24 protein-coding genes are annotated in these 25,328 nt (G+C 49.7%); 16 read left to right on the top strand and 8 right to left on the bottom strand.

All coding sequences use genetic code 11. The features are described from left to right. The first annotated feature begins 89 nt into the window (after positions 1-89). The 4 genes from CWE07_RS00405 (at position 90) to CWE07_RS00390 (ending at position 4,490) form a co-directional block, all read left to right on the top strand. The gene (locus CWE07_RS00405; protein ID WP_111567957.1) at positions 90-587 is read left to right on the top strand and encodes a CinA family protein; all 498 of its coding nucleotides are present in this window, start codon (positions 90-92) and stop codon (positions 585-587) included. 108 nt (positions 588-695) lie between these two features. Further along, complete coding sequence (gene recA / locus CWE07_RS00400) at positions 696-1,739, top strand: recombinase RecA (protein WP_111567956.1); 1,044 nt, start codon at positions 696-698, stop codon at positions 1,737-1,739. Between the two features lie 213 nt (positions 1,740-1,952). Then, a complete protein-coding gene (locus CWE07_RS00395) occupies positions 1,953-3,767 on the top strand; it encodes a DUF885 domain-containing protein (protein WP_111567955.1) in 1,815 nt (604 codons plus the stop codon). Continuing rightward, positions 3,768-4,490, top strand: coding sequence for a metallophosphoesterase (locus tag CWE07_RS00390; RefSeq protein WP_111567954.1), 723 nt, complete (start codon positions 3,768-3,770; stop codon positions 4,488-4,490). A gap of 21 nt (positions 4,491-4,511) precedes the next feature. Here CWE07_RS00390 and CWE07_RS00385 read toward each other — a convergent pair whose 3' ends face one another. Continuing rightward, on the bottom strand, positions 4,512-5,744 hold the full coding sequence (locus tag CWE07_RS00385) for an EAL and HDOD domain-containing protein (RefSeq protein WP_111567953.1): 1,233 nt from the start codon (positions 5,742-5,744) through the stop codon (positions 4,512-4,514). A gap of 63 nt (positions 5,745-5,807) precedes the next feature. Between CWE07_RS00385 and rssA the strand changes: the two genes are divergently transcribed. Then, positions 5,808-6,800: a patatin-like phospholipase RssA gene (gene rssA / locus CWE07_RS00380; protein ID WP_111567952.1), complete on the top strand. Its 993-nt coding sequence runs from the start codon at positions 5,808-5,810 to the stop codon at positions 6,798-6,800. Positions 6,801-6,843: 43 nt separating this feature from the next. On the opposite strand, the gene putP is transcribed toward rssA, so the two are convergent. The 7 genes from putP to pspF all read right to left on the bottom strand — a co-directional run bounded on the left by putP (position 6,844) and on the right by pspF (position 15,016). Continuing rightward, positions 6,844-8,391, bottom strand: a complete 1,548-nt coding sequence (gene putP / locus CWE07_RS00375; protein WP_111567951.1) for a sodium/proline symporter PutP — start codon at positions 8,389-8,391, stop codon at positions 6,844-6,846. 103 nt (positions 8,392-8,494) lie between these two features. Then, positions 8,495-9,268, bottom strand: a complete 774-nt coding sequence (locus CWE07_RS00370) for an ATP-binding cassette domain-containing protein (RefSeq protein ID WP_420836528.1) — start codon at positions 9,266-9,268, stop codon at positions 8,495-8,497. Next, entirely contained in the window at positions 9,261-10,328 is a 1,068-nt protein-coding gene (locus CWE07_RS00365; protein ID WP_111567949.1) for an oligopeptide/dipeptide ABC transporter ATP-binding protein, read from the bottom strand. The genes CWE07_RS00370 and CWE07_RS00365 overlap by 8 nt, the downstream gene beginning before the upstream one ends. Next, the gene (locus CWE07_RS00360; protein WP_111567948.1) at positions 10,328-11,221 is read right to left on the bottom strand and encodes an ABC transporter permease subunit; all 894 of its coding nucleotides are present in this window, start codon (positions 11,219-11,221) and stop codon (positions 10,328-10,330) included. The genes CWE07_RS00365 and CWE07_RS00360 overlap by 1 nt, the downstream gene beginning before the upstream one ends. Continuing rightward, entirely contained in the window at positions 11,208-12,239 is a 1,032-nt protein-coding gene (locus CWE07_RS00355; protein ID WP_111567947.1) for an ABC transporter permease, read from the bottom strand. Before CWE07_RS00355 ends, CWE07_RS00360 begins: the two co-directional genes overlap by 14 nt. Continuing rightward, complete coding sequence (locus CWE07_RS00350; protein WP_241973967.1) at positions 12,236-13,915, bottom strand: ABC transporter substrate-binding protein; 1,680 nt, start codon at positions 13,913-13,915, stop codon at positions 12,236-12,238. The genes CWE07_RS00355 and CWE07_RS00350 overlap by 4 nt, the downstream gene beginning before the upstream one ends. 3 nt (positions 13,916-13,918) lie before the next feature. Then, positions 13,919-15,016 (bottom strand): phage shock protein operon transcriptional activator, encoded by a 1,098-nt coding sequence (gene pspF / locus CWE07_RS00345; RefSeq protein WP_111567946.1) that lies wholly within the window; start codon positions 15,014-15,016, stop codon positions 13,919-13,921. Between the two features lie 185 nt (positions 15,017-15,201). Here pspF and pspA point away from each other — a divergent pair, with 185 nt between their 5' ends. From pspA to maiA, 11 genes are all read left to right on the top strand, one after another. Then, positions 15,202-15,879: a phage shock protein PspA gene (gene pspA, locus CWE07_RS00340; RefSeq protein WP_111567945.1), complete on the top strand. Its 678-nt coding sequence runs from the start codon at positions 15,202-15,204 to the stop codon at positions 15,877-15,879. A gap of 109 nt (positions 15,880-15,988) precedes the next feature. Then, complete coding sequence (gene pspB / locus CWE07_RS00335) at positions 15,989-16,243, top strand: envelope stress response membrane protein PspB (protein WP_111568353.1); 255 nt, start codon at positions 15,989-15,991, stop codon at positions 16,241-16,243. Continuing rightward, the gene (gene pspC / locus CWE07_RS00330) at positions 16,236-16,664 is read left to right on the top strand and encodes an envelope stress response membrane protein PspC (protein ID WP_157983189.1); all 429 of its coding nucleotides are present in this window, start codon (positions 16,236-16,238) and stop codon (positions 16,662-16,664) included. Before pspB ends, pspC begins: the two co-directional genes overlap by 8 nt. 134 nt (positions 16,665-16,798) lie before the next feature. Then, entirely contained in the window at positions 16,799-18,004 is a 1,206-nt protein-coding gene (gene megL / locus CWE07_RS00325) for a methionine gamma-lyase (RefSeq protein WP_111567943.1), read from the top strand. 185 nt (positions 18,005-18,189) lie between these two features. After that, positions 18,190-18,996, top strand: a complete 807-nt coding sequence (gene phhA / locus CWE07_RS00320; RefSeq protein ID WP_111567942.1) for a phenylalanine 4-monooxygenase — start codon at positions 18,190-18,192, stop codon at positions 18,994-18,996. Between the two features lie 52 nt (positions 18,997-19,048). Continuing rightward, on the top strand, positions 19,049-19,399 hold the full coding sequence (locus CWE07_RS00315) for a 4a-hydroxytetrahydrobiopterin dehydratase (protein ID WP_111567941.1): 351 nt from the start codon (positions 19,049-19,051) through the stop codon (positions 19,397-19,399). 115 nt (positions 19,400-19,514) lie between these two features. Next, a complete protein-coding gene (gene tyrR / locus CWE07_RS00310; RefSeq protein WP_111567940.1) occupies positions 19,515-21,071 on the top strand; it encodes a transcriptional regulator TyrR in 1,557 nt (518 codons plus the stop codon). A 289-nt stretch (positions 21,072-21,360) separates the two neighbouring features. Continuing rightward, positions 21,361-22,440 carry a 4-hydroxyphenylpyruvate dioxygenase gene (gene hppD / locus CWE07_RS00305; RefSeq protein ID WP_111567939.1) on the top strand — a complete coding sequence of 360 codons (1,080 nt, stop codon included), beginning with the start codon at positions 21,361-21,363 and terminating at the stop codon, positions 22,438-22,440. After that, positions 22,433-23,566 (top strand): homogentisate 1,2-dioxygenase, encoded by a 1,134-nt coding sequence (locus CWE07_RS00300; protein WP_111567938.1) that lies wholly within the window; start codon positions 22,433-22,435, stop codon positions 23,564-23,566. Before hppD ends, CWE07_RS00300 begins: the two co-directional genes overlap by 8 nt. Positions 23,567-23,569: 3 nt before the next feature. Continuing rightward, positions 23,570-24,595 carry a fumarylacetoacetate hydrolase family protein gene (locus CWE07_RS00295; protein WP_111567937.1) on the top strand — a complete coding sequence of 342 codons (1,026 nt, stop codon included), beginning with the start codon at positions 23,570-23,572 and terminating at the stop codon, positions 24,593-24,595. Next, the gene (maiA, locus tag CWE07_RS00290) at positions 24,595-25,230 is read left to right on the top strand and encodes a maleylacetoacetate isomerase (protein ID WP_111568352.1); all 636 of its coding nucleotides are present in this window, start codon (positions 24,595-24,597) and stop codon (positions 25,228-25,230) included. The genes CWE07_RS00295 and maiA overlap by 1 nt, the downstream gene beginning before the upstream one ends. Positions 25,231-25,328 lie beyond the last annotated feature (98 nt).

Raw genomic sequence — 25,328 nt, 5'->3', positions numbered from 1 at the left:
CAATTTAGCGTGTAAGGTACATGATCCTTAAGTTGCGGGCAAAACATTAGCTCGCTTTCAGTGACATTGAATGAGGCTTTTAGCAACGTATGGCGGAATCAAAAGCACTTAGTGGTGATGTGACCGAGCTAGCGCAACTGTTGTTAGCGCAGAACCTGACCCTAGCGACGGCGGAATCTTGTACCGGCGGCATGATTGCAGCAAGGTGTACCGATTTAGCTGGAAGCTCCACATGGTTTCAAGGGGGCGTGGTGAGTTATGCCAATGCGCTTAAAATTGACTTGTTAGGCGTCGAGCCTCAAAACCTTGAGCAATTCGGAGCTGTCAGCGCAGAAGTGGCTGAGCAAATGGCACGGGGCGCACTGCGTAGTGGTCAGGCAAGTGTGAGTATCGCGACCACAGGCATTGCCGGTCCAGGTGGGGCCGTGGCAGGAAAGCCCGTGGGTACAGTATGGTTTGCCAGTGTGGTCAAGCAACGTACTGTAAGCGTCTGCAAACGCTTTGACGGTGATCGTGAGGCCGTGCGTTTACAAGCGACTGATTACGCCTTGCTGCATTTAATAAATCGTTTAAAATCAACGCTATAGTAGAATACTTATAATTTCTTTGTAAGAAATCGCGCAACAGACTTGATACTGTATGTATCCACAGTATACTAGACCCCAATGACCTCCCATCATTGTTTGGAGCAAAACATGAGTGATAGCAGACAAAAAGCATTAGATGCCGCGCTTGGCCAAATTGAGCGCCAGTTTGGTAAGGGCGCAATTATGCGTCTGGGTGATAACAAAGCCTTAAATATCGAAGCCATTTCAACGGGTTCATTGAGCCTTGATATTGCCTTGGGCATTGGTGGGTTACCAACAGGTCGAGTGGTTGAAATTTACGGCCCTGAATCAAGTGGTAAAACAACCTTAACGCTTCAAGTGATTGCTGAAGCACAAAAAGCAGGCAAAACTTGCGCATTCGTTGATGCCGAGCACGCCCTTGACCCTGTTTACGCTGCGAACTTAGGTGTCAACGTTGACGAGCTATTGGTATCGCAACCCGATACAGGTGAGCAAGCTTTAGAAATTTGCGACATGTTGGTGCGCTCAGCGGCCGTTGATGTGGTGATTGTCGACTCAGTTGCAGCCTTGACCCCGAAAGCTGAAATTGAGGGCGAAATGGGTGACACCCACGTTGGCTTGCAAGCGCGTTTAATGTCACAAGCATTGCGTAAGCTGACCGCAAACCTGAAAAAGTCGAACACCATGTGTATCTTCATCAACCAAATTCGGATGAAAATTGGTGTGATGTTTGGTAACCCTGAAACTACCACGGGTGGTAATGCATTGAAGTTCTACGCTTCAGTTCGTTTAGATATCCGTCGCACCGGTTCGCTAAAAGAAGGTGAGGAAGTGGTAGGTAACGAAACCCGTGTTAAAGTGGTGAAAAACAAAGTTGCACCGCCGTTTAAACAAGCCGAATTCCAAATTATGTATGGCAAGGGTATTTCTAAAGAGGGCGAACTGATTGACCTAGGTGTCAAACACAAGCTGGTTGAAAAGGCGGGTGCTTGGTACAGCTATCAAGGTGATAAAATTGGTCAGGGTAAAGCGAACTCGATGAAGTTCTTAGCAGAGAATACTGATATCGCCAATGACATTGAGAAGCGTCTGCGTGACATGTTATTGCTGAATGCCACGGTTGAACCTGAGCCTGTTGGTGTAGAAACCGAGTCTGACGCAACCCTATAAATTGCACTGGCAAAAAATAGAGATAAAAGGCCGCACGCGTTGCGGCCTTTTTGCGTTTGTGGCATGTTAACAACCGAATGGGCACCCTAGGAGTCTTGACCTTGAGTCATTTATATTAATGACTATTGGTCAAGCTACTAAATTGTGGCATCATGCCTTACATAGTCGCTCTTACGGCAGCATATAATAAAGAGTATAAAAGAAGAGATAATTATGACGCACGCAAAGTTAGCCATCGCCCTAGCGGCTGTAATAGGGGTTGCCCAGTTAGCAGCCTGCTCTCCGCAGCCTCAACAGCAGGAAAGTGCACAGACACAGCGTCAACAAGGCGAGTACTTGAACCAGTTGTTTGCTGAGTATTTCGCCGCTGACTTACAGCTGAATCCGTTGCGTGCTACCTTTCTGGGTGACCATCGCTTTAACGACCGATTAGAAAACCCGTTCAGTGAAGAGCAACGCACACGTCAGCGTATGCTGGAAGAAGAATATCTGACTGCACTGGATTTGGTTGATGTCGAGCAGTTATCAGCACAAGACTTATTAAGTTATCAAATTTTCAAACGCGACCGTGAAACAGCGATTGAGGGCTTACAGTTCCCCACCCATCTACTTCCAGTTGACCAGTTCTATAATATCGCTGGGCGCTATGCGATGTTGGGCTCCGGTCAATCTGCTCAATCTTTTAACCATGAAGACGACTACCGCGCGTGGGCTAAGCGCATGCAAAAAATTCCAGCGGTACTCGACCAAGCTATCGTGAATATGGAGAAGGGCATCGCAGCAGGCATTACTCAGCCCCGTGTGCTGATGGAAAAGGCGTTGCCGCAAATTCAGGCCCACATTGTTGACGATATTCAGGACAGTCTATTTTTCCAACCCATTGTCAATTTGCCCGACGCTATCGATATGGACACACAACAAGTTCTCAGTGAGTTGTATGAACGGGTGATCACGGACGAGTTGTTGCCGGCCTACCAGCGTTTATATGACTTTATTGAGACCACTTATCTAGCACATGCGCGCACCGATAGTTATGGCCTTGGCGCATTACCTGATGGCCAAGCTTGGTACGCTTATAACGTGCGTTGGCGCACCACAACAGACATGAGCGCCGCGGAAATTCATCAATTAGGTTTGCGCGAAGTTGCGCGAATCCACGAGAATATCCAAGAGATTATGCATGAGGTAGGCTTTGCTGGCGACCTGAGCGAGTTTTTTGAATTCACTCAAAACGATGAGCAGTTTATATATGCAAGTCGTGAAGCCATGTTAGCCGACTACCAAGCGTTTGCCGCTATGGTCGACACTCGCACGCCGCAGCTATTTCATGCTGATATGTTCCCACAGGCAGACTATGAAATACGTAAAGTAGAGCGTTTTCGCGAGCAAAGCGCGAGCTCGGGTAGCTACCAGTCACCTTCTGAGGATGGGAGTCGCCCCGGCATTTTCTATTTGAACACCTATGACTTATCCGCCCGCCCAACATGGGCAAAAGGTGCGCTAACGTTGCATGAGGCCGCGCCAGGCCACCACTACCAAATCGCATTGCAGCGTGAAATGACAGATTTACCTCGCTTTCGTCGCTTTGGTGGTGAAACTGCGTTTATTGAGGGATGGGGTTTATATGCAGAATCCTTGGGCGAAGAGCTTGGTGTATACGAACCTTACGACCAGTTCGGCGCATTAGTTGCTGAGCTTTGGCGTTCGATTCGTTTAGTGGTCGATACCGGCATTCACGCCAAGGGCTGGTCACGCCAACAGGTGCTTGACTATATGCACGCCAACGCACCAGTTGCTGAAGCGCGCGCGGTGTCTGAAGCGGAACGTTTTATGGCACTCCCTGGGCAAGCGTTAGCGTACAAAATTGGCCAGATCGAAATTCGCGCATTAAGAACCGAGGCGGAAGATGCTCTAGGTGAAAACTTTGACGTGCGAGACTTCCACCGTGAAGTATTGCGCCATGGTTCATTACCGCTGTCTATTTTGCGTGAACAAATTGAGCGCTGGGTAGCGCAAGAGGCCAGCTAAGTGGCGCGCTGGCAACTTAAGCAAAATGTGCTGACGCTGGCTGCAAATCAAGCGGGGCGTGATTTTGTAGTCGGTGACTTGCACGGTAGCTTAAACCTACTGGAAAGGGCGCTTAAACAGCTTGGGTTCAACCCCGAGCAAGACCGCTTACTATCAGTGGGCGACTTAATTGATCGTGGCGAAGATTCTCAAACATTGCTGGAATATCTAGACAAACCTTGGTTCTTTGCCTGCATTGGTAATCACGAAAGCGTGCTATTGGACTATATGCATGGTGGCGATAGTCAGTTGGCAGCTACCTGGCAACGGTTTGGCGGCGAATGGTTTTTCCAACTCCGCCCAAGTGTGCAGCAGTCAATGCTCGACACAGTGCTACAAAAGGCGCACTTTGCCATTGAAATCCTGACCCCTGAGGGTCGTCCTCAGGTCGGTGTGGTGCACGCAGATGTGCCCTTTCAGCTTAGCTGGGACGAGTTCACCGCTGCGCTAGCTAACGATGCAGAGGTGCGCTATCAAGCGCTATGGTCGCGCCTTCGCGGTCGCGGTGAGGTACAGAATGTAGTGCTGGGCATTGATAATGTGGTGTGCGGGCATGAAATTGTGGCGAAAGCCCACTGTAAAGGCAATGTGTGGCTAATAGATACGGGCGCGTACCGCGCTGCGGAGGGGTTAGGTCGACTAACCATCTTTGAACTTCCGCAGCAACTGCATGAATTTAGCTAGCCGCTGCGAATCGCTTAGGGATTATAAACGACGCTTACGCGAGTCCGGTGGCACAATCTCAGAAGACCACTCACTGGCCTGCAGATAGAGCTCGGCAATGTCGCTATGGGGAATATTGAGGCGGCGCGAAATAGCCTCAATTTTACGCCAGTGGGCTTGTTCATAACTTACTATCAAGCCTAAATAGAATGCCAATGGGCCTTTGCGATGGAGTAGGGCTTGCACAATGGGCTCACTCAAGTTGAGGCGATTCAACGCGCTTTCTAAGGGCTCATCAAACATCGCATCGAGCATTGAAAATAAGCCGACAATAAAAGCTTGGTGAGCAGACACTCTGGCGCCATGACGTTGGCTGATAAGCTCACAGAACCGCGCTCGCGCAATACTCATACGAATTAGTTCATTGGGCTTATCATCAGCCAAGGTGGCAGTAATCGCCATGGTGACAAACCGGTTCACCTCATCTGCGCCCAAGAAAATAACGGCTTGTTGCAATGAAGTGACTTTTTCTCGTAAGCCAAATGCGGCGGCATTCACGAAGCGCAGTAAGCGGTAGGAAAGGGCGACGTCGCGCTGCAAAATAATCGCCATGCGTTGAAAGTCAAAATCAGTCCGTGCGGACTCAGCCAAGAGCTCGGTGCAAGCGGCCTTGGTTGGATTTAAGTGCCGGCGTTTGATCATCTCAGGTCGCGAGAAAAAGTAACCTTGAAAGAAGCTAAAACCGTCTTCGACTGCTTCATGAAATTGCGCCTGATTTTCAACTTTCTCAGCTAAAAGCTGAATATCGTAGTCGCGGATTTGGTACTTTAAGATTTGCAATTTACGGTGGGTATATGACTGTAAATCTACTTTGATCATGCAAAGGTAGGGAAATATTTCCAGCCATTCGGGCGCGAAATCGTAGTCATCTAATGCAAGACGGTAACCCCGTTTGTGGAGCATTTTAATTGCATGACGAACCTCTGCCGTCGGCTTAACGCTCTCGAGTATTTCAATCACGACGTCGTCAGGGTTGAGGTACTCGGCCATCCCGTTCAGTAGGCCACCTTCAGCAAAATTGATAAATGCCGGCAATTTGCCAGTTATTTCGCTAAGGCTATGCTGCATTTCAGTATTTTGGATTAAACTGGTGGTGGCAATGTCTGCATCGACATTTGGAAATGCGTTTTTCTCGCCGTCACGAAACAACAGCTCATACCCATAAAGGTTGAGATCTGCGTCAAGAATTGGTTGTCTGGCTAGATAAAAGAACATAGCATTTCAATCAGTTAGAGTAGATCGGAGTTTAACAGATTAGTTTCGAGGAGCATAGCTAGTATGAATGATATAAAAATAGGTGTTGCACTCGGTTCTGGCGCTGCACGCGGATGGGCGCATATTGGTGTATTACGCGCGCTGCAGGAAATGGGCATCCGCCCAAGCGTGGTGACTGGGACATCCATTGGTTCTCTCGTCGGTGGTGCGTATTGCGCGGGTCGGTTAGATGAAATGGAAACTTGGGTGCGCGACATGGACCGCTGGGAAGTATTTAACTTACTAGACTTCTCTTTTAGCAGCGGTGGCGTGGTATCCGGTGAAAAGGTATTTAATTTTGCGCGCGAACAGTTTGGCGCAATTAAAGTTGAAGACTTAGACATCCGTTATGCGGCAGTCGCCACTGATCTCTACACCGGCCGCGAAGTGTGGCTAAAAAAAGGCGATGTGTATGACGTGGCGCGCGCTTCGTGCGCAATGCCTGGGTTATTATCGCCCAAGCCGTTGGACAACCGTTGGCTGGTAGACGGTGCGCTGGTCAACCCCGTACCAGTGTCACTAAACCGTGCATTAGAAGCGGATTTTGTTATTGCTGTGCACCTAAACTCACAGCTTAATGTGCAAGCACCCGACATTCCGCCACAAGATTTAAGCCCTCAAGGCATGACCGAGCAGGTTGAGCAGCGCAAGCGACGAGAAAAAGAAGCCAGTAAGTCGAGTGAGCAAGGGTTTAAGAATTTCCTCGCACAGGGCCAGAGCTACTTTGAGAATTTAAAGCAGAAATTTACCAAGGAACATGAAACACCAGGTGTTATGGGGGTCATGGCGGGTGCCATCGATATTATGCAAGAGCGGGTGACCAAAGCGAGGATGGCGGGTGACCCACCTGACGTGCTGTTACAGCCTAAGCTTGGGCATATTGGTATCTTAGAGTTTGAGCGTGGTGAGGAAGCCATTCAGGTCGGTTACGATACTACGATTCGCATGCGTGACTTGATTATGGAAGATATTGAAGTATTAAAGTTCCGCCGCGGCGATCTAAGGAAAAAAGGATAGGCATAGAAAAAGGGGCATTCAATGCCCCTTTTTTGATGCTGGATTAATCCTTACTGGAAGCCAGCTGCGCTTTTAAGTCTTTGCGCATTTCTTCAAACTCGTCCGCTACTTTTTGGTCTGGGCGCTGAGTGAAGTGGCTCACAACTACAATGGCTAAGGTTGACAACAATACACCTGGCACCATTTCGTACAGGTGGCCTGACAGCGTGTCGCCAGCAAATTCGAAAGGTAGGTAAATCCAAATTAATACCGTAATAGCACCGACCAACATACCGGCAAGTGCACCCCACATGGTCATACGCTTCCAGTACAAGCTAAGCACAATCAACGGACCAAATGCCGCACCGAAGCCTGCCCAGGCATTACCCACGAGTCCCAAGATGGTGTCACGAGGCACCCATGACAGGGCAGCCGCGACGACAGCTACCGCCAATACTGATAGGCGACCCATCATCACTTGGGTTTTGTCGCTGGCGTCTTTATTCAAGAAGCTCTTATAAAAGTCTTGGGTTAAGGCACTAGAGGTCACCAGCAGCTGTGAAGAAATGGTGCTCATAATAGCCGCCAAGATAGCGGCCAACAGGAAGCCTCCCACTAACGGATGAAACAGAATTTGTGACAGCACGATGAAAATGGTTTCTTTATTGGCTAATGCGCCATCCTCAATATAGGCGCCTTGGTCGGCAATATTGGCACCTTCCAAGCTAATATAGGCGGCACCCACCAAGCCGGTAAGCATGGCACCGATAATCGCTACCGTCATCCACGTCATACCGATACGGCGCGCGGCTTTAAAGTCACGCACGGATTTAATCGCCATAAAGCGCACGATAATATGCGGTTGGCCAAAATACCCCAAGCCCCACGACAGTAAGGAAATAAGCCCCAGGAAAGTGGCACCATAGAATGGGTTGAGCATGGCCGGCGACAACGATTCGACTTCGGTCAATACAGGGCCTGTGCCACCGAGCACCATGAAGGCTGCTATGGGTACCATCACCAACGCCACGAACATTATGCAGCCTTGCACAAAGTCGGTCATGCTGACCGCCAAGAAACCGCCCAGTAAGGTGTAAGCAACTACAACCGCAGCAGTAAGGATGAGGCCCAAGTGGTAATCCATCGCAAACGCGTTCTCGAATAAAGTGCCGCCTGCGACTAACCCTGATGAGGTGTACAGGGTAAAAAAGATGATAATCACCACCGCGGACACTAAGCGCAAAATGCGGGTGTTATCGTGAAAGCGGTTTTCAAAGTAATCAGGGATGGTAATTGAATCCTTGGCTACGTACGTGTACGTGCGCAGCCGAGGCGCCACTACCCGGTAATTGACATAGGCACCAATAAGTAGGCCTAAGGCTAACCAAACTTCAGAAAAACCAGCTGCAAAAAAGGCCCCCGGTAAGCCCATTAACATCCAGCCACTCATATCAGAGGCACCTGCCGACAATGCCGTGACCCCTGGGCCTAAGCGACGGCCGCCCAGCATGTAATCACCTAAGTCGCTGGTGGATTTAAAGTAGCCATAAACGCCAATGCTGAGCATGACGATGAAGTACAGCGCGAGAGAAATCAGAATACCTGTTTCCACGAAAGACTCCTAACAGAATAATATGAATGAAGAGTGCACTGGGAATACAGTCAGCGCGACGAAATGCATTATTACGCTAACAAAATCTTTACTATGCATCAAGTTACCCCAGAGTATAGGTCTGTTGCAGCAGACTTTGGATATAACTATCTGGATTATTTTCAAAAATTTCTTCGGTTGGTGCGTTGGCAATCACCTCACCGTCGCGTAACACTAAAATGCGATCGGCCATATGGCGGATAATTTCGGGGCTATGAGAGACAAAGATGTACGACATATTCATGTCCCGTTGTAAATCGAGTAGCAAATTAATAATCTGCGCCCGTATCGATGAATCGAGAGCGGCGAGGGCTTCGTCAGCCACAATGATATCTGGGTTGAGCATAATTGCGCGCGCAATACACGCGCGCTGCTTTTGGCCCATCGACATCATATGGCAGTGAAAAACTGCGTGTTCTGGCAGTAGACCAACTTTCTTCAAAGCTTCTGCGACCGCCTCGCGGCGCTGACTAGCGTTTAACGAGGTATTGAACAGCAGCGGCTCTTCGAGTTGCCGGCCGATGGTCAAATGCGGATTCAATGATGCCTCACTGTCTTGAAACACCATCCGAATATGACGACATCGATATGAGTAATCGCGCGGCTTAAGTTCAGTGTCACGCAAAAATATCTGGCCTGAAGTAGGGCTTTCAGCGCCGGCAATTAAACGCGCCAAGCTCGATTTTCCCGACCCTGTTTCGCCAATGATCGCCAAGGTTTCGCCACTTTTTAAACTAAACGAGACTTGCTTGAGCGCACGGATCCGCTTTGGTGTCCACCAACGCCCCTTGTGTAAGTAATCTTTGCTGAGCTCACTGACTCGCAATAACTCAGTCATTGTCATGCTCCTGTTCAGTGTCGCTATCCACTTCGGCACGGACGATATCACTGCGCTTTAAACCCTGCTCTTTGCCTGCACTATTTAGCGGGTAGTGGCAGGCGTACACATGGGCGCGAAACTTTTGAATACTGGGCGTTACTACGCATTGACGGCGTGCATTCGGGCAACGCGGCCCTAACCGGCAACCAATGGGTAAGTGTTGCATCGGCGGGCTCGCACCGGGCAGCGTGGGTAGGTGCGTTTTTGGCTGGCACTGGCTTTGCTGATACAACGAGGTACTGGTAATGGCTTTGGTGTAGGGGTGAAACGGCTCTTTTAATAGCGCCTCGGTTGGCCCAGATTCCATGATTTGCCCACTGTACAGCATGGTTAAACGCTGACTTTCCGGCATGATAGTGCCCATATCCTGAGACATGAGTAAAATCGACATCTTGTGACTGGCGTGAAAGCGTCCTAATAGTCGATAGATTTGTGCGCGAGTGGCCGGCTCCATCGCCGTGGTGGGCTCATCGGCGATGAGCAAGCGCGGGCGATGGGCAATCGCACTTGCAATCATCACCTTTTGTGCAACGCCTTCTGAAATTTCAAAAGGAAAGCTTTCCATCACTTGTTGGTGTTCTTTGATGCCCACCCGGTGCAGTAACTGAATCACTTTCTGGCGTCGTTCGCTGCGTCGACTCCACCAGTGCTTGGCATCTAAATCTTCGGTTAAAATGGCTTCTGCAAGTTGGGCTTCAATGGTGTCGTTAGGGTCAAGGTAAGAGCGTGGATCTTGGAAAATCATCGCAATATCGACGCCAATAATTTTGCGTCGTTGCTGCTTGCTCATGCTCAATAAGTCTTTACCGTCAAACCAAAGACGGTCGGCGCGAACCTGCCAGCGTGGGTCAAGAAAGCCCATAATGGCACTCGCAATTAAGCTTTTACCGGACCCCGATTCGCCGACTAAGCTATGCACTTCACCCTCAGCCACACTAAAGCTGACACGATCGACAACGTCAACGGGGCCATGCTCGCTTTGGCCTGTGATAGTCAGATTACGCACGTCCAATAACATTAGCGTTTTATCCTCTCATCTATGGCCGACTTTAAGCTATCGCCGACAATGTTAACGCTAATTAAGGTAATGCACAGCGCTAAGCCCGGCAGTGCCATCACCCAAGGCGAGCTATAGGCTACCTCGACGCTTTTTGCCAACATTGAACCCCATTCAGGCGCTGGTGATTGGGCGCCAAGACCCAGGAAGCCTAACGCTGCGATATCGAGAATGGCGGTGGATAATGCCATTGTCACTTGGACGACTAAAACTTTTACCGTGTTGGGGAATATCACCACAAACAGTAAGTACCATTGACTGACACCATTGAGCTCCGCGGCAATCACATAGTCTTGATGACGTTGGGCATGAATAGCGTTACGCGTCGTATGCAAAAACTGAGGAATGAGCACCAACCAAATAGCCAATAGCGCGTTACTTAGACCCGGGCCCAAGATTGCAATAATAATTAATGCTAAAAGTAATGACGGGATACTGAGTAGTACGTCCAGCAAGTGTTTCAGGGTGGAGCTTTTGACCCCGCGGCTCATCGCCGCTAATGCCCCTAACGGCATGCCAACGAGGGCGGCGGCAATCACAACCAGAAGCGGCAAGCCAAAACTTAGTTGGGCGCCGTGGAGAATGCGAGAGAGCATGTCGCGGCCGAGTTCATCGGTGCCCAGAATAAAGCGCAATTCGCCATCAGCGTCCCAAGCCGGGGGTAACGATAGCGCATCGGTATACTGTTCAGTGGGTGAGTGTGGCGACAGCCAGCCTGCAAATAATGTCAGGATGACCACTAACCCCAACACGTGAAGGGCACCCATTGCCCACCAATTATGCCGAAACTGCCGCCACACTTGCTGTAATGGCGACGGGGTGCGCTCTTCGTAGAATAACTTAACGTTTGACATATAGTTCCTGACGAATTTGCGGGTAGCGCCATGCATGTACGATGTTGAGTACCACATTCACCAGTAAAATGAGCGCGGCGAGGGTAAGTAAGCCCGCTTGCATGACCGGATAATCACGTTCGTAGATACTACGGATAAGCCAACTGCCCAGCCCCGGCCACGAAAAAATGACCTCGGTTATCATCGCGTTGGTGATAAGAAAGCTAAACATCAGCCCTAAATCGCGATTGACCCCTTGCATGGTGTTGGGAAGCGCATGTTTGAGCAGCACTTGCGAGCCGCTTAGACCTTTGGCGCGCGCCGATTTAATATAATTGCGCCGTAATACTTCATGCATGGACGCGCGGGTTAAACGCGCCAATAGCGTCGCAGGCATCACCGCCAGTACAACCACAGGTAAGATTAAATGGCGCAACGCGTTGGCGAGCATGTCGGCCTTCGGACCCTGTTCAGACACCAAAATATCAATCAGCACTGAACCGGTCACAGGCGTGACGTCATACAGTGGGTTGATTTGACCCGCGATAGGGAACCAAGGCAAATTCACCGCAAACAGTAATATCATCAGCTGCGCCAACCAAAACACGGGAATCGAATAGCCGGATAAGCTCAAGCCCATTAACAGGCGGTCAGGCCAGCGCCCGAGATTCATCGCCGCAATAACGCCTGCAGGAATACCCAATATCAGTGCCAAGAGACTGGCTAGGACGACCAGCTCCATGGTTGCAGGAAAGCGCACTTTAACCTCTTCCCAGACTGGCGTACCGTCTTGCAGTGACACCCCCCAATCCCCTTGGAACAAGTGCGCCAAGTAGGTAAAGTACTGAGCCAGAATATGGCTATCAAAGGCACGGCTTGCGACCACTTGCTGGTAAAGCGCGCTATCCAGAGTTTGAATGCCGGTCAGGTTGGCAAGGGCGTCACCGGGAAACCAGTAGCCTAGACTAAATGACAATAAAGTCAGCAAAAAGAGCGTGACTACAAGTAGGCTCAATTGACGCAACAGATAGCGGGTCATGGTTGCAGCACCTCCGCATCTTCTGCGTCGTCGATATCAGGGGCACGCTTGTGAACCTGATGCAGCTGGATACCGCCATAAGGGTGTAGTTCGAAGCCCTGAATATTCGGTTGCGTGGCGTGGTAGCGCATAGAATGCACCAAGGGGACCAGTGGTACTTGGTCGTTGAGCAGTTGTTGTGCTTGTTGATAGTAACCTTGACGCTGCTCTTGCGCACTGGTGCGAATAGCTTGTAGCACTAAACGGTCAAATTCAGGCTCACACCAGCGTGCACGGTTACTACCTGATAGCACCGCGGCACAACTTAGTAATGGGCGAAAGAAATTATCGGGATCAGGGTTGTCGCCTGACCAGCCAATTAAGACTGAATCATGGGTCCCCTCAGCCAAACGGCGGCGAAAGGTGCTCCACTCAAAGCTCACAATATTCGCGCGTACGCCGATCGCGGCTAAGTCAGCTTGCATCAGTTCCGCCATTTTTCGTGCATTTGGGTTGTAAGCGCGTTGCACTGGCAGCGCCCAAATGTCCATACTAAACCCTTGATGCAGTCCCGCATCCGCAAGCAATTCACGCGCAGCCTCTGGGTCGTAGGCGTAGGCCTCGGGGTCTTCAAAGTGGGCCCATGAGGTACTTGGCAAAATACTTTGTGCCAGCGCAGCATGGCCAAAATAAACCGCCTCCAAAATAGCTTCACGGTTGATCGCATGGGCTAATGCCTGACGAACTCGTACATCATCAAAAGGTGGCTTCTCGGTATTAAAGGCCCAAAATGCGGTATTTGGACTCACTGTCGAATATAAATTGATGTCGTCGCGCTGCTCTAAGTCATTGAGATCACGTGCTGGCGGGTAGGGGATCATGTCACAGTCGCCAGTCAGCAGCATTAACATGCGTTTATGGTCGCTTGGGATCAAGCGAAACACCAGACGTTCGGACTCTGCAACGCCACGCCAGTAATGCGGGTGGCGCTGGTAATTCAAGCTTACATCTTTGCGAAAGCTTTGAAATTTAAACGGCCCGCTGCCAATTGGTTGGGTGTCGAGGGCAGAACGGCGGTCTTGTTGGAGTAACTGCTGCGCATATTCTGCAGAGAGGATAACCGCAAAGTCCGTGGCCAAATTCGCAATAAATGAACTGTCAGGCTGGTCCAGACGAATGAGCACCTGGTTATCATCCAGTGCGCGGATATCCTTGATCAGCGAGTCGAGCCCAACCGCGGTGAAGAATGGATATCCGGTGAGTGACACCGCGTAAAAGGGATGACTCGGATCCAGCCAGCGCTGAAACGTGAATACCACGTCATGGGCATTCAAAGTACGCGTTGGGGTAAAATAGTCAGTATGATGAAATTCGACATCGGTGCGCAGGGTGAACACGTACTCTGTGCTGTCTTCATTCACCTCCCACGCGGTGGCTAAGGCAGGTACATAATCTTGGGCGTCGTCGCTATACTCTATCAGCCTGTCGTAGAGCAAGTTGGCAGTCATATCTAAGGTCGTCCCTGACGTTACTAACTGTGGGTTAAACGATTCAGGGTTGCCTTCTGCGCAGTACAACAAGCCATGCTGGAGCCGACTATGGGACGGCTCAGGTTGGCAGGCGCTGACACAACAGCCAAGTACAATGGCAATAATGCCGCGCCAACTTATTTGGGCGAGTGCCCGTTGTTTAGTCACTACTTATGCCTCGCCTTGCGCGTCAAGTAATTGGTATTTCTTTAAATAACCCCGTAATTGATGATAGGTCAAACCAAGCTTTTCGGCGGTTTTCTTTTGATTAAATTGTGATTTTTCTAACGCACAGCGCAGCATTTTGACTTCGAAGGCTTGGGTGATGTCTTTAAAATCGCAATCGTCATTAAAGTCGGGTAATACGAAGTGGTTGGACGCGTCGCTCGCGGCGCTGGAGCGCGACCCAAGGGGTGACGTTTGGCTCTCCATTTGCTGGCCCAAATGAGACACCAAATGGCCTGTCTTTGCAGGTCGTGCTGTGGGTCGATACGGGCTATCAAATGGGTCGAGTACAATATCATTGACTGGCAAATGTGCATTGTTGACCCGGTATACACTGCGTTCTATGACATTTTTAAGTTCCCGTACATTGCCTGGCCAGTCGTAGGCTTGCAGCGTCTGCTTGGCCTTGGTGGTAAAGCCACTAAATAGCTCCAACTCCAGTTCACGTGCCATTTGAATCGCAAAATGCTCTGCAAGTACCAAAATGTCTTCACGACGTTCGCGTAAGGGCGGCAGGGTAATCACATCAAATGCTAAGCGATCCAGTAAATCGGCGCGAAACTCATTGCGTTCAGCAAGCGTCGGTAAGTCTTCGTTAGTGGCTGCAATTAAACGCACGTCGGTTTTTATAGTGCGATTACCACCAACCCGTTCAAATTCACCATATTCAATCACGCGCAACAGTTTTTCTTGTACCAAGGCCGAGGTGGTTGCGAGTTCGTCTAAAAATAATGAACCGCCATTGGCACGTTCAAAACGCCCTTCATGGCGCTTGCTTGCGCCGGTAAAGGCGCCAGACTCATGGCCAAAAAGCTCGGTTTCCAACAAGGTTTCATTCAGTGCGGCGCAGTTGAGTTTGATGTAGCTTTGGTCCCAACGCTTCGATAAATAGTGCAAGCGCGCGGCGATTAACTCTTTACCCGTGCCGCGCTCACCAATAATTAATACTGGCTTATCCAGCGGGGCTGCTTGTGACACATGGTCAAGAACTTCCATAAAACTGTTGGCCTGCCCGAGCAGGTTGTCGTTGCGTCGCGGCGTCATGAGATACCTTACTGGTTAGTGTATTTGACTAACTTTTAGTTATTTTAATTAATGTAGCAGGTACGCACTGGATAGGTGCTATTTAAAAAATCATTAAAATCAATTTGATACAAAAAATTACCGAGTTGGCTCAATTCCTGAATGGTTGTAGCCGAACCAACTAACTTTGTATTGAGGTAACGGTCATGAGTATTTTTTCACGCTTTACAGACATCGTAAATGCTAATTTGAATGCTTTACTCGATAAAGCAGAAGATCCGCAGAAAATGGTGCGTCTTATCATTCAAGAAATGGAAGACACACTGGTTGAGGTGCGCTCTAATTCGGCTAAAACCTTAGCAGAGAAAAAAGAGTTGGCACGCTATTTAGGGCAGCTTGAACGCGAAGCACAAGATTGGCAGGAAAAAGCCGAATTGGCGCTGAGCAAAGATCGTGAAGATCTTGCACGTTCAGCCTTGCTGGAAAAGAAAAAGTTGCAAGAAGGCATGGACAGCGTGCAACGCGAAATTGAACGTGTGGATGCGCATGTCGATCGTTTGAGCGAGGAAATTGGTCAGTTGCAAGAGAAGCTGGCAGATGCCAAAGCGCGTCAAAAGTCAATTTTAATGCGCCAACGCACAGCTGCCTCACGCTTGAGTGTGAAGAGCAAACTGGACAGCGGTAAGGTAGACGAAGCACTGTTAAAGTTTGACCGCTACGAAGCGAAAATTGAAGGCTTGGAAGCACAAGTCGATGCATATGACTTAGGTAAGAAAACCTTGGCTGATGAGTTCAAAGCGTTAGAAAATGAATCTAAAGTTGAGGACGAGCTGGCGCAACTTAAAGCCAAAGTAAAAGCCGCGTCAGACGCTAAAAATAGCTAAGCAGGCGCTGATAATAAGATTAGGTGACCGCAAGCGCAGTGTTGGGAAACAGCGCGCTGGGTGGTGAACTACAAGGTCATTGGCCAAAGAGGGTGAGGAGATGGATGGTATGGAAGGTGTATTTGCGATTTTGTCTGCGCCATTAATATTGTTTTTAGTATTTGTAGCGCCGATTTGGTTAATCCTGCACTACCGCAGCCGCAATAAGATTAGTTCGGGGTTGAATGAGAACGAGCGCGAAACGCTGCGCCAGTTGGCCCAGACTGCCGAGCGCATGCAGGACAGGGTTCGTACGCTCGAGTCTATTCTTGATGCGGAACATCCAAATTGGCGTCGTCAACATGAGGACCGCAACCATGGTTAAAACTGCAAAGAAATTCTATCGCGATAAAGAGCGCGGCAAGTTAGGTGGCATATGCGCTGGGATTGCCAATTACTTTGGTTGGGAAGTCTGGCTGGTGCGTATCATCGCATTAACCTCGCTGATTTTCTTCACAGCATTCAGTTTAGTGGTATACATCGTCACCTGGTTTTTAGCGGACAAAGCACCAGCGGCTAGCCAGTCCGAGGGGCGGGTGTTGGAAGAGTCGACGAAGTACGAATACACCCGCGATGGACGCAAAGTAGAAGTTAAAACCCGGGTTTGGGAAGCCGGTGAAGCGCCTAAAGATGCATTACGTGACATTAATGGCCAGTTTGAACACATGGAGCATAGTTTGCGCGCGATGGAGCGTTATGTGACCTCCTCAGAATTCAAAGTGCGCCAGGAATTCAACCGCCTTTAAACTAGATACCCTAGGTTGTAAAATTTAAGTTACAAGAGAATCTGGTCAGAGCAGAGGGTGCCTATAGGCACCCTCTGCGTTTTACTGCATAGTCGCGCCAAGGTGAACCAAAATAATAACAAAATGAGATTCCCATGCCGACTTCAAAACCATCTAACGCGCCTAAGTGGCATGCTGACACCATAGCTATTCACGGTGGTGATGCTATTGCTGATCCGCACAATGCGCTCGTCGCTCCGTTATATCAAACTTCGACATTCTGCTTTGATAATGCTGCGCAAGGCGCACAACGTTTTGCCGGTGATGAACAAGGGTATATTTACTCACGCCTTGGCAACCCTACGGTGAACCAATTAGAGCAGCGCGTGGCGGCACTCGAAGGCCTGCCAGCGGGTGCTGCCAGTGCAACTGGGATGGGAGCAGTGGCGGCTACTATGTTGGCCTTTTTGCGCCACGGCGATCATGTCGTCGCGTCGGATGCGATTTATGGTTGCAGCTTTGCATTGTTTTCCCATCTATTCGAGCGCTTTGGTGTGCAGGTTACCTTTGTCGATATGACAGACCTGAACGCACTGGCAGCTGCGTTCACGCCACAAACCAAGTTAGCGTTTGTTGAAACCCCAGCCAATCCGCACTTAAAGTTGATTGATTTGCAGCCTGTGAGCGCATTATGTAAGCAGCTTCAAGCAAGGCTGGTGGTCGATAACACCTTTATGACGCCACTATTGCAGCGCCCAGCTGACTTTGGTGCGGACCTTGTGGTGCATAGTGCGACCAAATATTTAAACGGGCATGGCGATGTGGTCGCTGGTATCGTGGTTGGCCAGCAAGAAGACATTGAGCTGATTAAAATGACTACGCTTAAAGACATGGGCGCGACCATGTCACCCCATGATGCATGGCTGATTCTACGCGGTTTGAAAACCCTTGCTGTGCGAATGCAACGCCACTGTGAGAATGCCACTCAAGTGGTGGCGCTGTTAAACCAGCATCCAGCCATTGAACATGTCTACTTTCCGGGCCTTCAGAACCACCCAGGCCATCATTTGATTGGCACACAGATGCAAGGCGCAGGTGCGGTCATCGCCTTTGACATGCGCGGCGGCTATGCAAGCGCTGTACGTATGCTGGACGCCCTGCACATGGTGAAGCGCGCTGTCAGCTTAGGCGACGCCGAAACTTTAATTCAGCACCCCGCATCGATGACGCACTCACCATTAACGCCAGAAGCTCGCGCCCAAGCTGGTATTGGTGAAGGCCTCGTTCGGCTATCCGTTGGTCTGGAACACATTGATGATCTCAATGCCGACTTATTGCAGGCATTAGATCACGCGCTGTAATTCAATGTTTACGACTGTAATTTAATCTATACAGCTGATGTGTTTGGCTTAGTTGCTTACAGGGACTGAATTCGGCTAATTTAAGCGTATAAATTTGTGCAGGCCGCGCCTACAATATGTGAATTGTAACGATTGGTTTACGTTGTGTTGTGGAAGTTAGCGTTCTGTGAGTGAGAAGGTGAAGTATGGCTAAGAAACAATCTCAATACGTGTCGCGTGAGCCCGATGCACAAGGCGTCATAGCGTGGAGCGCAGAAGATAACGCAGTATGGCATGATTTGGTTGCGCGCCAATTAAAGCTATTGCCTGGGCGTGCGTGTGATGAATATATCGCAGGTCTTGAGTTGCTCGACTTGCCTCACGACCGCGTACCACAGCTGAGTGAAATTAACCAAGTACTGAGCCGTACAACGGGCTGGCAAGTCGCTCAAGTACCTGCGCTGATCCCATTCGATGAGTTTTTCCGTTTATTAGCCAACAAGCAATTTCCAGTGGCAACATTCATTCGTACCCGCGAAGAATTTGACTACTTGCAAGAGCCAGATATCTTCCATGAAATTTTTGGTCATTGTCCATTGTTAACCAATCAGGCATTTGCTGATTTCACTCACTTATATGGTCAGTTAGGGTTAGCCGCAACGCCGAAAGAACGCGTGTATTTGGCGCGGTTGTATTGGTTTACGGTTGAATTTGGACTGCTTAGTACGGAGCAAGGACTGCGCATCTATGGGGGAGGCATTTTGTCATCACCAGGCGAAACAGAATACGCAATTCATAGCGACAAGCCTGAGCGTAAGCCGTTGCAAGTGCTTGACGCTTTACGTACGCCATATCGTATCGACATCATGCAGCCGATTTACTACACCTTAAGTAGTGTGGATGAGTTATTCAAAATTGGCGAGCAGGACATTATGGCCTTGGTACATGAAGCCATGGAGCTGGGATTATTTGAGCCAAAGTTCCCGCCGAAGCCTAAAAGCGATGCAGCATAACGTCAGCACAGATGTACAAAGCATAGATATAAAAGTAAACATAGGAATCTAAATGAGCGATCTAAAGAACCAAAAGTGTGAAGCGTGCCAAGCAGGCGCACCGCAAGTCACTGATCAAGAGTTAGCGACCCTAATGCGTGAAATCCCTGAATGGGCCGCACCAAGCCGCGACGGCGTGTTGCAACTTGAGCGTGAATACAAATTTAAAAACTTTAAAAAGGCGTGGGCGTTCAGTAATTTGGTTGCGCAATTGGCTGAAGACGAGTTCCATCATCCAACTCTAACCCTGGAGTGGGGTAAGTTGACTGTGACCTGGTGGACCCACGCTATTAATGGTTTGCACAAAAATGACTTCATTATGGCAGCGAAGACCGATGCCTTGCTGGCGCAGTTAGACGCCTAATTCAAACCCGAATGTCATTCATCGCAAGCAGCATCAGTCTGAACGACTGTTGCTGCTTTTTGCTATCTGGCACTGTATAATTTTATTTACATGTTAGTCTTAGCTTTGAGGCGTTATGCGTTTAGAAATTACGTGTCAGGATAGACTCGGCTTGTGTCAGGAAATCCTGGCCATATTGCGCGAGAACGAAATAGATTTACGCGGGATAGAAGTGGACCCAATCGGTAAGATTTTTTTAAATTTTCCAGCCATGGAATTTGCTGATTTCCAAGCGTTAATGCCTAAAATCCGTCGCATTCCGAATGTGGAAGATGTGAAAACTACATCACATATGCCGTCGGAGCGCGAACATTACGAATTTAACTTACTATTAAGTACACTACCTAACCCAGTGATATCAGTAGATGCCAAGGGCCACATTGACGTCATCAACAGTGCGGGTGCTGCATTATTGAGTACTGATAAAGACGCCCTCAAAGGCGAGCATATTGATGACTGCTTGGGCGGCTTTTCGGTTGGCCGTTGGTTAGAGCGTAAGCCAAAAGATCCGGACAACGCGCAGGTAAAATGCGGCCGCTCGGTGTACTACGCCAATTTGTTTCCCATTTGGCTTACGGATGACGAAGGCGAGCCAAGTTTCGCAGGTGCAGTCGTGCACTGTCAGTCAGAACCCATTGCAGTGCCTGGTGTAAGCGAGCAGGGCAGCGCTGCGTTTGCGGCTATATTGACCCAACACGCCAGTATGCGAAAAATTCTGAAAGACGCCGAGCGCATGGCCAGTTTAGAGGTTCCACTTTTGATTGAAGGTGAAACAGGGGTTGGCAAGGAATTGATTGCCCGCGCCTGTCACCGCGCAAGCCGACGCAGTAAAAAGCCGTTTTTAGCAGTCAACTGTGGTGCGTTACCTGACAATGTGGCGGAGAGCGAGTTATTTGGCTACGGCGCGGGTGCGTTTAATAGCCGTAGCGAAGCGAAAAAAGGTATCTTTGAACAAGCCGCTGGCGGCGTTGTATTGCTTGACTCCGTGGGCGATATGTCACGCGAACTGCAAGCCAAATTGTTGCGATTCATTCAAGACGGCAGCTTTCGTCGGATTGGCGAAGAAACCGAGGTTAAAGTGGATGTGCGGGTGATTTGCTCGGCGCGGGGGTTCCTGCTCGATCGAGTGGAGAGCGGTGATTTTCGTGAGGATCTGTATTATCGATTGAACGTGCTTAACCTGCAGTTACCGCCACTGCGTGAACGACGCGGCGACGTTGCCTTGCTGACCGAACACTTTTTACAGCAATCTTGTCAGCGCTTAGGCCGGCCGTTAGTGCGGTTGAGCCAAAGTGCACGCAATTTCCTCACTCAATATAGTTGGCCTGGCAATGTGCGCCAGCTTGAGAACACGTTATTTCGTGCGGTGTCGATGCTGGAAGGGGATGTACTTGAAGTGGAGGACATTCAACTGCCTGAATTACCGGCGCTAGCGACTGGGTTTGACATCGACCTTGAGCAAACCACGCTGGAGGATGCAGTGAAAACCTTCGAGGCAGGCCTACTACGGCGTATGTACCCAAGCTATCCAAGTACGCGACAATTAGCGCGCAAGCTGGGGCTGAGTCACACTGCAATTGCGAATAAACTGCGTGAGTACGGCATTGGTAAGCAGCGAAAGTTAAATGGTTAGCCGCTTACGTCCGCGCATGTACGTGTTTATTTACAGCTGGCTATCACCTATGTAAACAAAACGATACACGGTACCAACCAGAAGCCCTGCGAATGCAGGGCTTTTGCTTTGTGTAATAAAATATTTACAAACCAAGAAAAATACACGCTCGTGGTATTACCAGTGCGCTGCTGGTCAAGCATTCGTGGTCGCGATACAACAAGGGTGTGATATTTTTTTCTCGCGCCATAGGTTGCCACCTAACGACAACATACAACAAAGGCGCCGCCCAACAACATGAGGTTTACTGATGAGCACACAAAATATTAATCCATTAGGTACTGACGGTTTTGAATTTGTTGAATATACCGCAGCGGATCCTAAGGGCATTCAAGCACTGAAAGAGTTATTTACGCTATTTGGTTTTACTGAAGTGGCTAAACATCGTCGCAAGGACGTGTGGCTGTATAAACAAAACGACGTCAACTTCATTGTTAACGCGCAGCCTTCTTCACAAGCCGAAGAGTTTGCCCGTGAGCATGGCCCAAGCGTGTGTGGTATGGCGTTTCGCGTGGCCGATGCCAATGTGGCAATGAAGCATGCATTGGCTAACGGCGCCAAAGAATTTCGCCCTGACGTCGGCGCCATGGAGCTGAATATCCCAGCGGTGTATGGCATTGGCGAAAGCGCGTTATATTTTGTTGACCGCTATAAAGATGGCAAAAGCATCTACGATGTCGACTTCCATTTCTACGACAACTGGCAAGCGGAGATGGACAAAAATAGTGCAGGTATGGACTACGTTGACCATCTAACCCACAACGTATTTCGTGGCAATATGGACGTTTGGGCTGGTTTTTATGAGCGTATCGGCAACTTCCGTGAAGTTCGTTATTTCGATATCGAAGGTAAGTTAACGGGTCTGTTGAGCCGCGCTATGACATCTCCGTGCGGCAAAATTCGCATTCCGATCAATGAATCACATGACGACAAATCGCAAATTGAAGAATACTTACGTGAATACAAAGGTGAAGGTATTCAGCATATCGCGCTAAGCACTGACGACATTTACCACACGGTACGTACCTTGCGTGACAAGGGCATGGAATTTATGCCAACCCCTGATACGTATTACGATAAAGTCGACGAGCGCGTTGAAGGCCACACTGAGAGTCTGGACGATTTACGCGACCTGCGCGTATTAATTGACGGTGCGCCGATGAAAGATGGCATCTTGTTGCAAATCTTCACTAAAACCGTAATTGGCCCTGTGTTCTTTGAAATTATTCAGCGTAAAGGCAACGAAGGCTTTGGCGAGGGTAACTTTAAAGCCCTGTTCGAATCGATTGAAGAAGATCAGATTCGTCGCGGAGTATTAAGCGATGCGTAAGTGGATCTCATTTCCTCAAAAACAGGGGACTGCGTCGCGCCAAGCGCACGCAGACTTCCCTGAGGAAGCGATTTACGAGCGTGAAGCGGGGCGCAGCGGTTTCTTTGGCCCGGCGACGCATTTTCACCATCAGCATGCGCCGACTGGCTGGAGCGATTGGCAGGGGCCGTTGCGGCCACGTTTGTTTGACTTTAATCAGCTTAAAGATATTAACCCGCAATCGCCTTGGGCGGTTCCAACCTTGCTGCATAACGCGCACTGTAAATTCCGCTTGTGGGACCTTAGCGAGCCGATGCAAAAGTTGGCACGCAATGCAGACGGTGATGATTTATTGTTTATCCATGATGGCAGCGCTGACTTGTTCTGCGACTATGGCCACATGAGCTTGCGCGACGGCGACTACTTAGTGATACCGCGTTCAACCAATTGGCGCTTAGTGCCGAAAGAGCCGATGCGAATTTTGCTGATTGAAGCCACCAACGGGGCGTATCAATTGCCTGATAAAGGCTTGGTGGGTAATCATGCGATATTCGACCCTGCGGTGCTGGATGTGCCAGAAATTAACGATGCATTCAAAGCACAATATAGCGAAACGTCTTGGCAGATTGAGGTCAAGCGCCATAACCAAGTATCGGTAGTCACCTTCCCATACAACCCGTTGGATGCGGTGGGTTGGCACGGTGATTTAGCGCCTGTTCGCGTTAACTGGCGCGATATTCGCCCGTTAATGAGCCACCGCTACCACTTACCTCCGTCGGCGCATACGACCTTTGTCGCCGATCGGTTTGTCGTGTGTACGTTTGTGCCGCGTCCGATTGAAAGTGACCCCGGCGCATTAAAAGTTCCTTTCTATCATAACAATGACGACTATGATGAAGTGTTGTTTTATCACGCTGGTGATTATTTCAGCCGCGATAATATTGACCGCGGTATGGTAACCTTTCACCCAGCAGGCTTTACGCATGGTCCGCACCCGAAGGCTTTCCAAGCCGGGCGCGAGCATAAAAAGAAATTCACTGACGAAGTCGCTGTCATGCTCGATACGCGCGATTCGCTTAGCGTTGGCGATGCCGCCGCGGGGGTTGAAAACCCTGAGTATGTGAACAGCTGGCAGGAGAAAAAATAAATTATGAAATTAGCTACATACCGAGATGGTAGCCGTGACGGCCAGTTAGTGGTTGTCAGTCGTGACTTGAAACGCGCTGTGACAGTGCCTGAGATTGCGCCAACCATGCAATATGCGTTGGACAATTGGAAGCAAGTCGAATCCAAGCTGCGCGAATGCTACGTGGCTTTAAACAGCGGTAAATGCAGCGACGATTTTGCCTTTCATCAAGATCAGTGTGAATCGCCTTTACCGCGTGCTTACCAGTGGGCTGATGGCAGCGCGTACGTCAACCATGTGGAGCTGGTGCGTAAAGCGCGTAATGCCGAGATGCCAGCAAGCTTTTGGGAAGACCCTCTCATGTACCAAGGCGGCTCTGATTCGTTCCTGGGGCCACGCGATAACATCGAAATGCCGTCAGACGAGTGGGGCATTGACTTTGAAGGTGAGATTGCGATTGTCACTGGCGATGTACCGATGGCCGTTAAACCACATCAGGCGGATAAATACATTCGCTTGATCATGTTGGTAAATGACGTGTCATTGCGTGGCTTAATTCCAGGCGAATTGGCAAAAGGGTTCGGCTTCTTCCAATCTAAGCCTTCCTCTGCGTTTTCACCGGTTGCGGTAACCCCAGACGAATTAGGCGATAGCTGGAAAGACAGTAAGCTGCACCTGCCACTGCGCTCTACCTACAATGGCGAGCTATTCGGTGAGCCGAACGCGGGTGTGGATATGACCTTTAACTTCGCGCGCCTGATTGCCCATGCAGCTACCAGCCGTCCGTTGGCTGCGGGGTCAATTATTGGTTCTGGCACAGTATCAAACAAGCAAGGCACCGACCATGGCAGTGCCATTGCTGAAGGCGGTGTTGGCTATAGTTGTATTGCTGAAGTGCGCATGATTGAAACCATTCGCGATGGCAAACCAAGTACTCAGTTCATGCAGTATGGCGATACCATTCATATGGAAATGCTGGATGCGAAAGGCCAAAGCATTTTTGGCAGCATTGAGCAGAAAGTCGTGCGTTATGACGGTGTCGCCGAATGATCCAGCTGTATGGTTACTGGCGTTCATCGGCTAGTTACCGGGTGCGCATTGCCCTGCATATCAAAGATATCGACTTTGACTATCGGGCGGTGCATCTGGTCAAAGACGGTGGTGAGCAGAAAAGCGCGGCGTACGCCAAGCTGAATCCTGCTCAGTTAGTGCCTACATTAGTCGATGGCGACTTGGTGCTGAATCAATCGCTTGCGATCATTGAATACCTGGACAGCCTGGCGGGACCTTTGTTGGTGCCGCAAGATCCTAAGCAAGCGGCGATTGTGCGCATGCTAGCCCATGATATGGCAAGCGATTTACAGCCTATTACCAACTTGCGTGTGTTGCAGTACGTCACCGGCACGCTGGATGCGGGTGATGCAGGCCGACAAGCTTGGATAGCGCATTGGGTGGCGCGTGCTTTCGCTGCGTTCGAAGTGCGCTTGAAGCAATACAGCGGGCGTTATTGTGTCGGTGACAACGTCACACTGGCTGATATTTGCTTGGTACCTCAGGTGTACAATGCGAAGCGTTTTGATGTCGATTTTACACCGTACCCAACGCTAATGCAGGTGTACGAGAACCTCCAAGCACTTGAAGCATTCCAAAAGGCAGCACCTGAACGGCAAGCTGATGCCGTTTAGCAAGTTCTACCCGCTGTTCAACGCAGAAGCGTTCGCCAATTGCGAGCGCTTTTGCTTTAATAGGGCGATTATAAAAAACGGGAAGGATAAGAAAAGTC

This window comes from Aliidiomarina maris, from assembly GCF_003987335.1.
GTDB classification, from domain to species: Bacteria; Pseudomonadota; Gammaproteobacteria; order Enterobacterales; family Alteromonadaceae; genus Aliidiomarina; species Aliidiomarina maris.
Note: the sequence above shows the minus strand (reverse complement) of the source record. Positions and strands in the feature narration are given on the sequence as shown.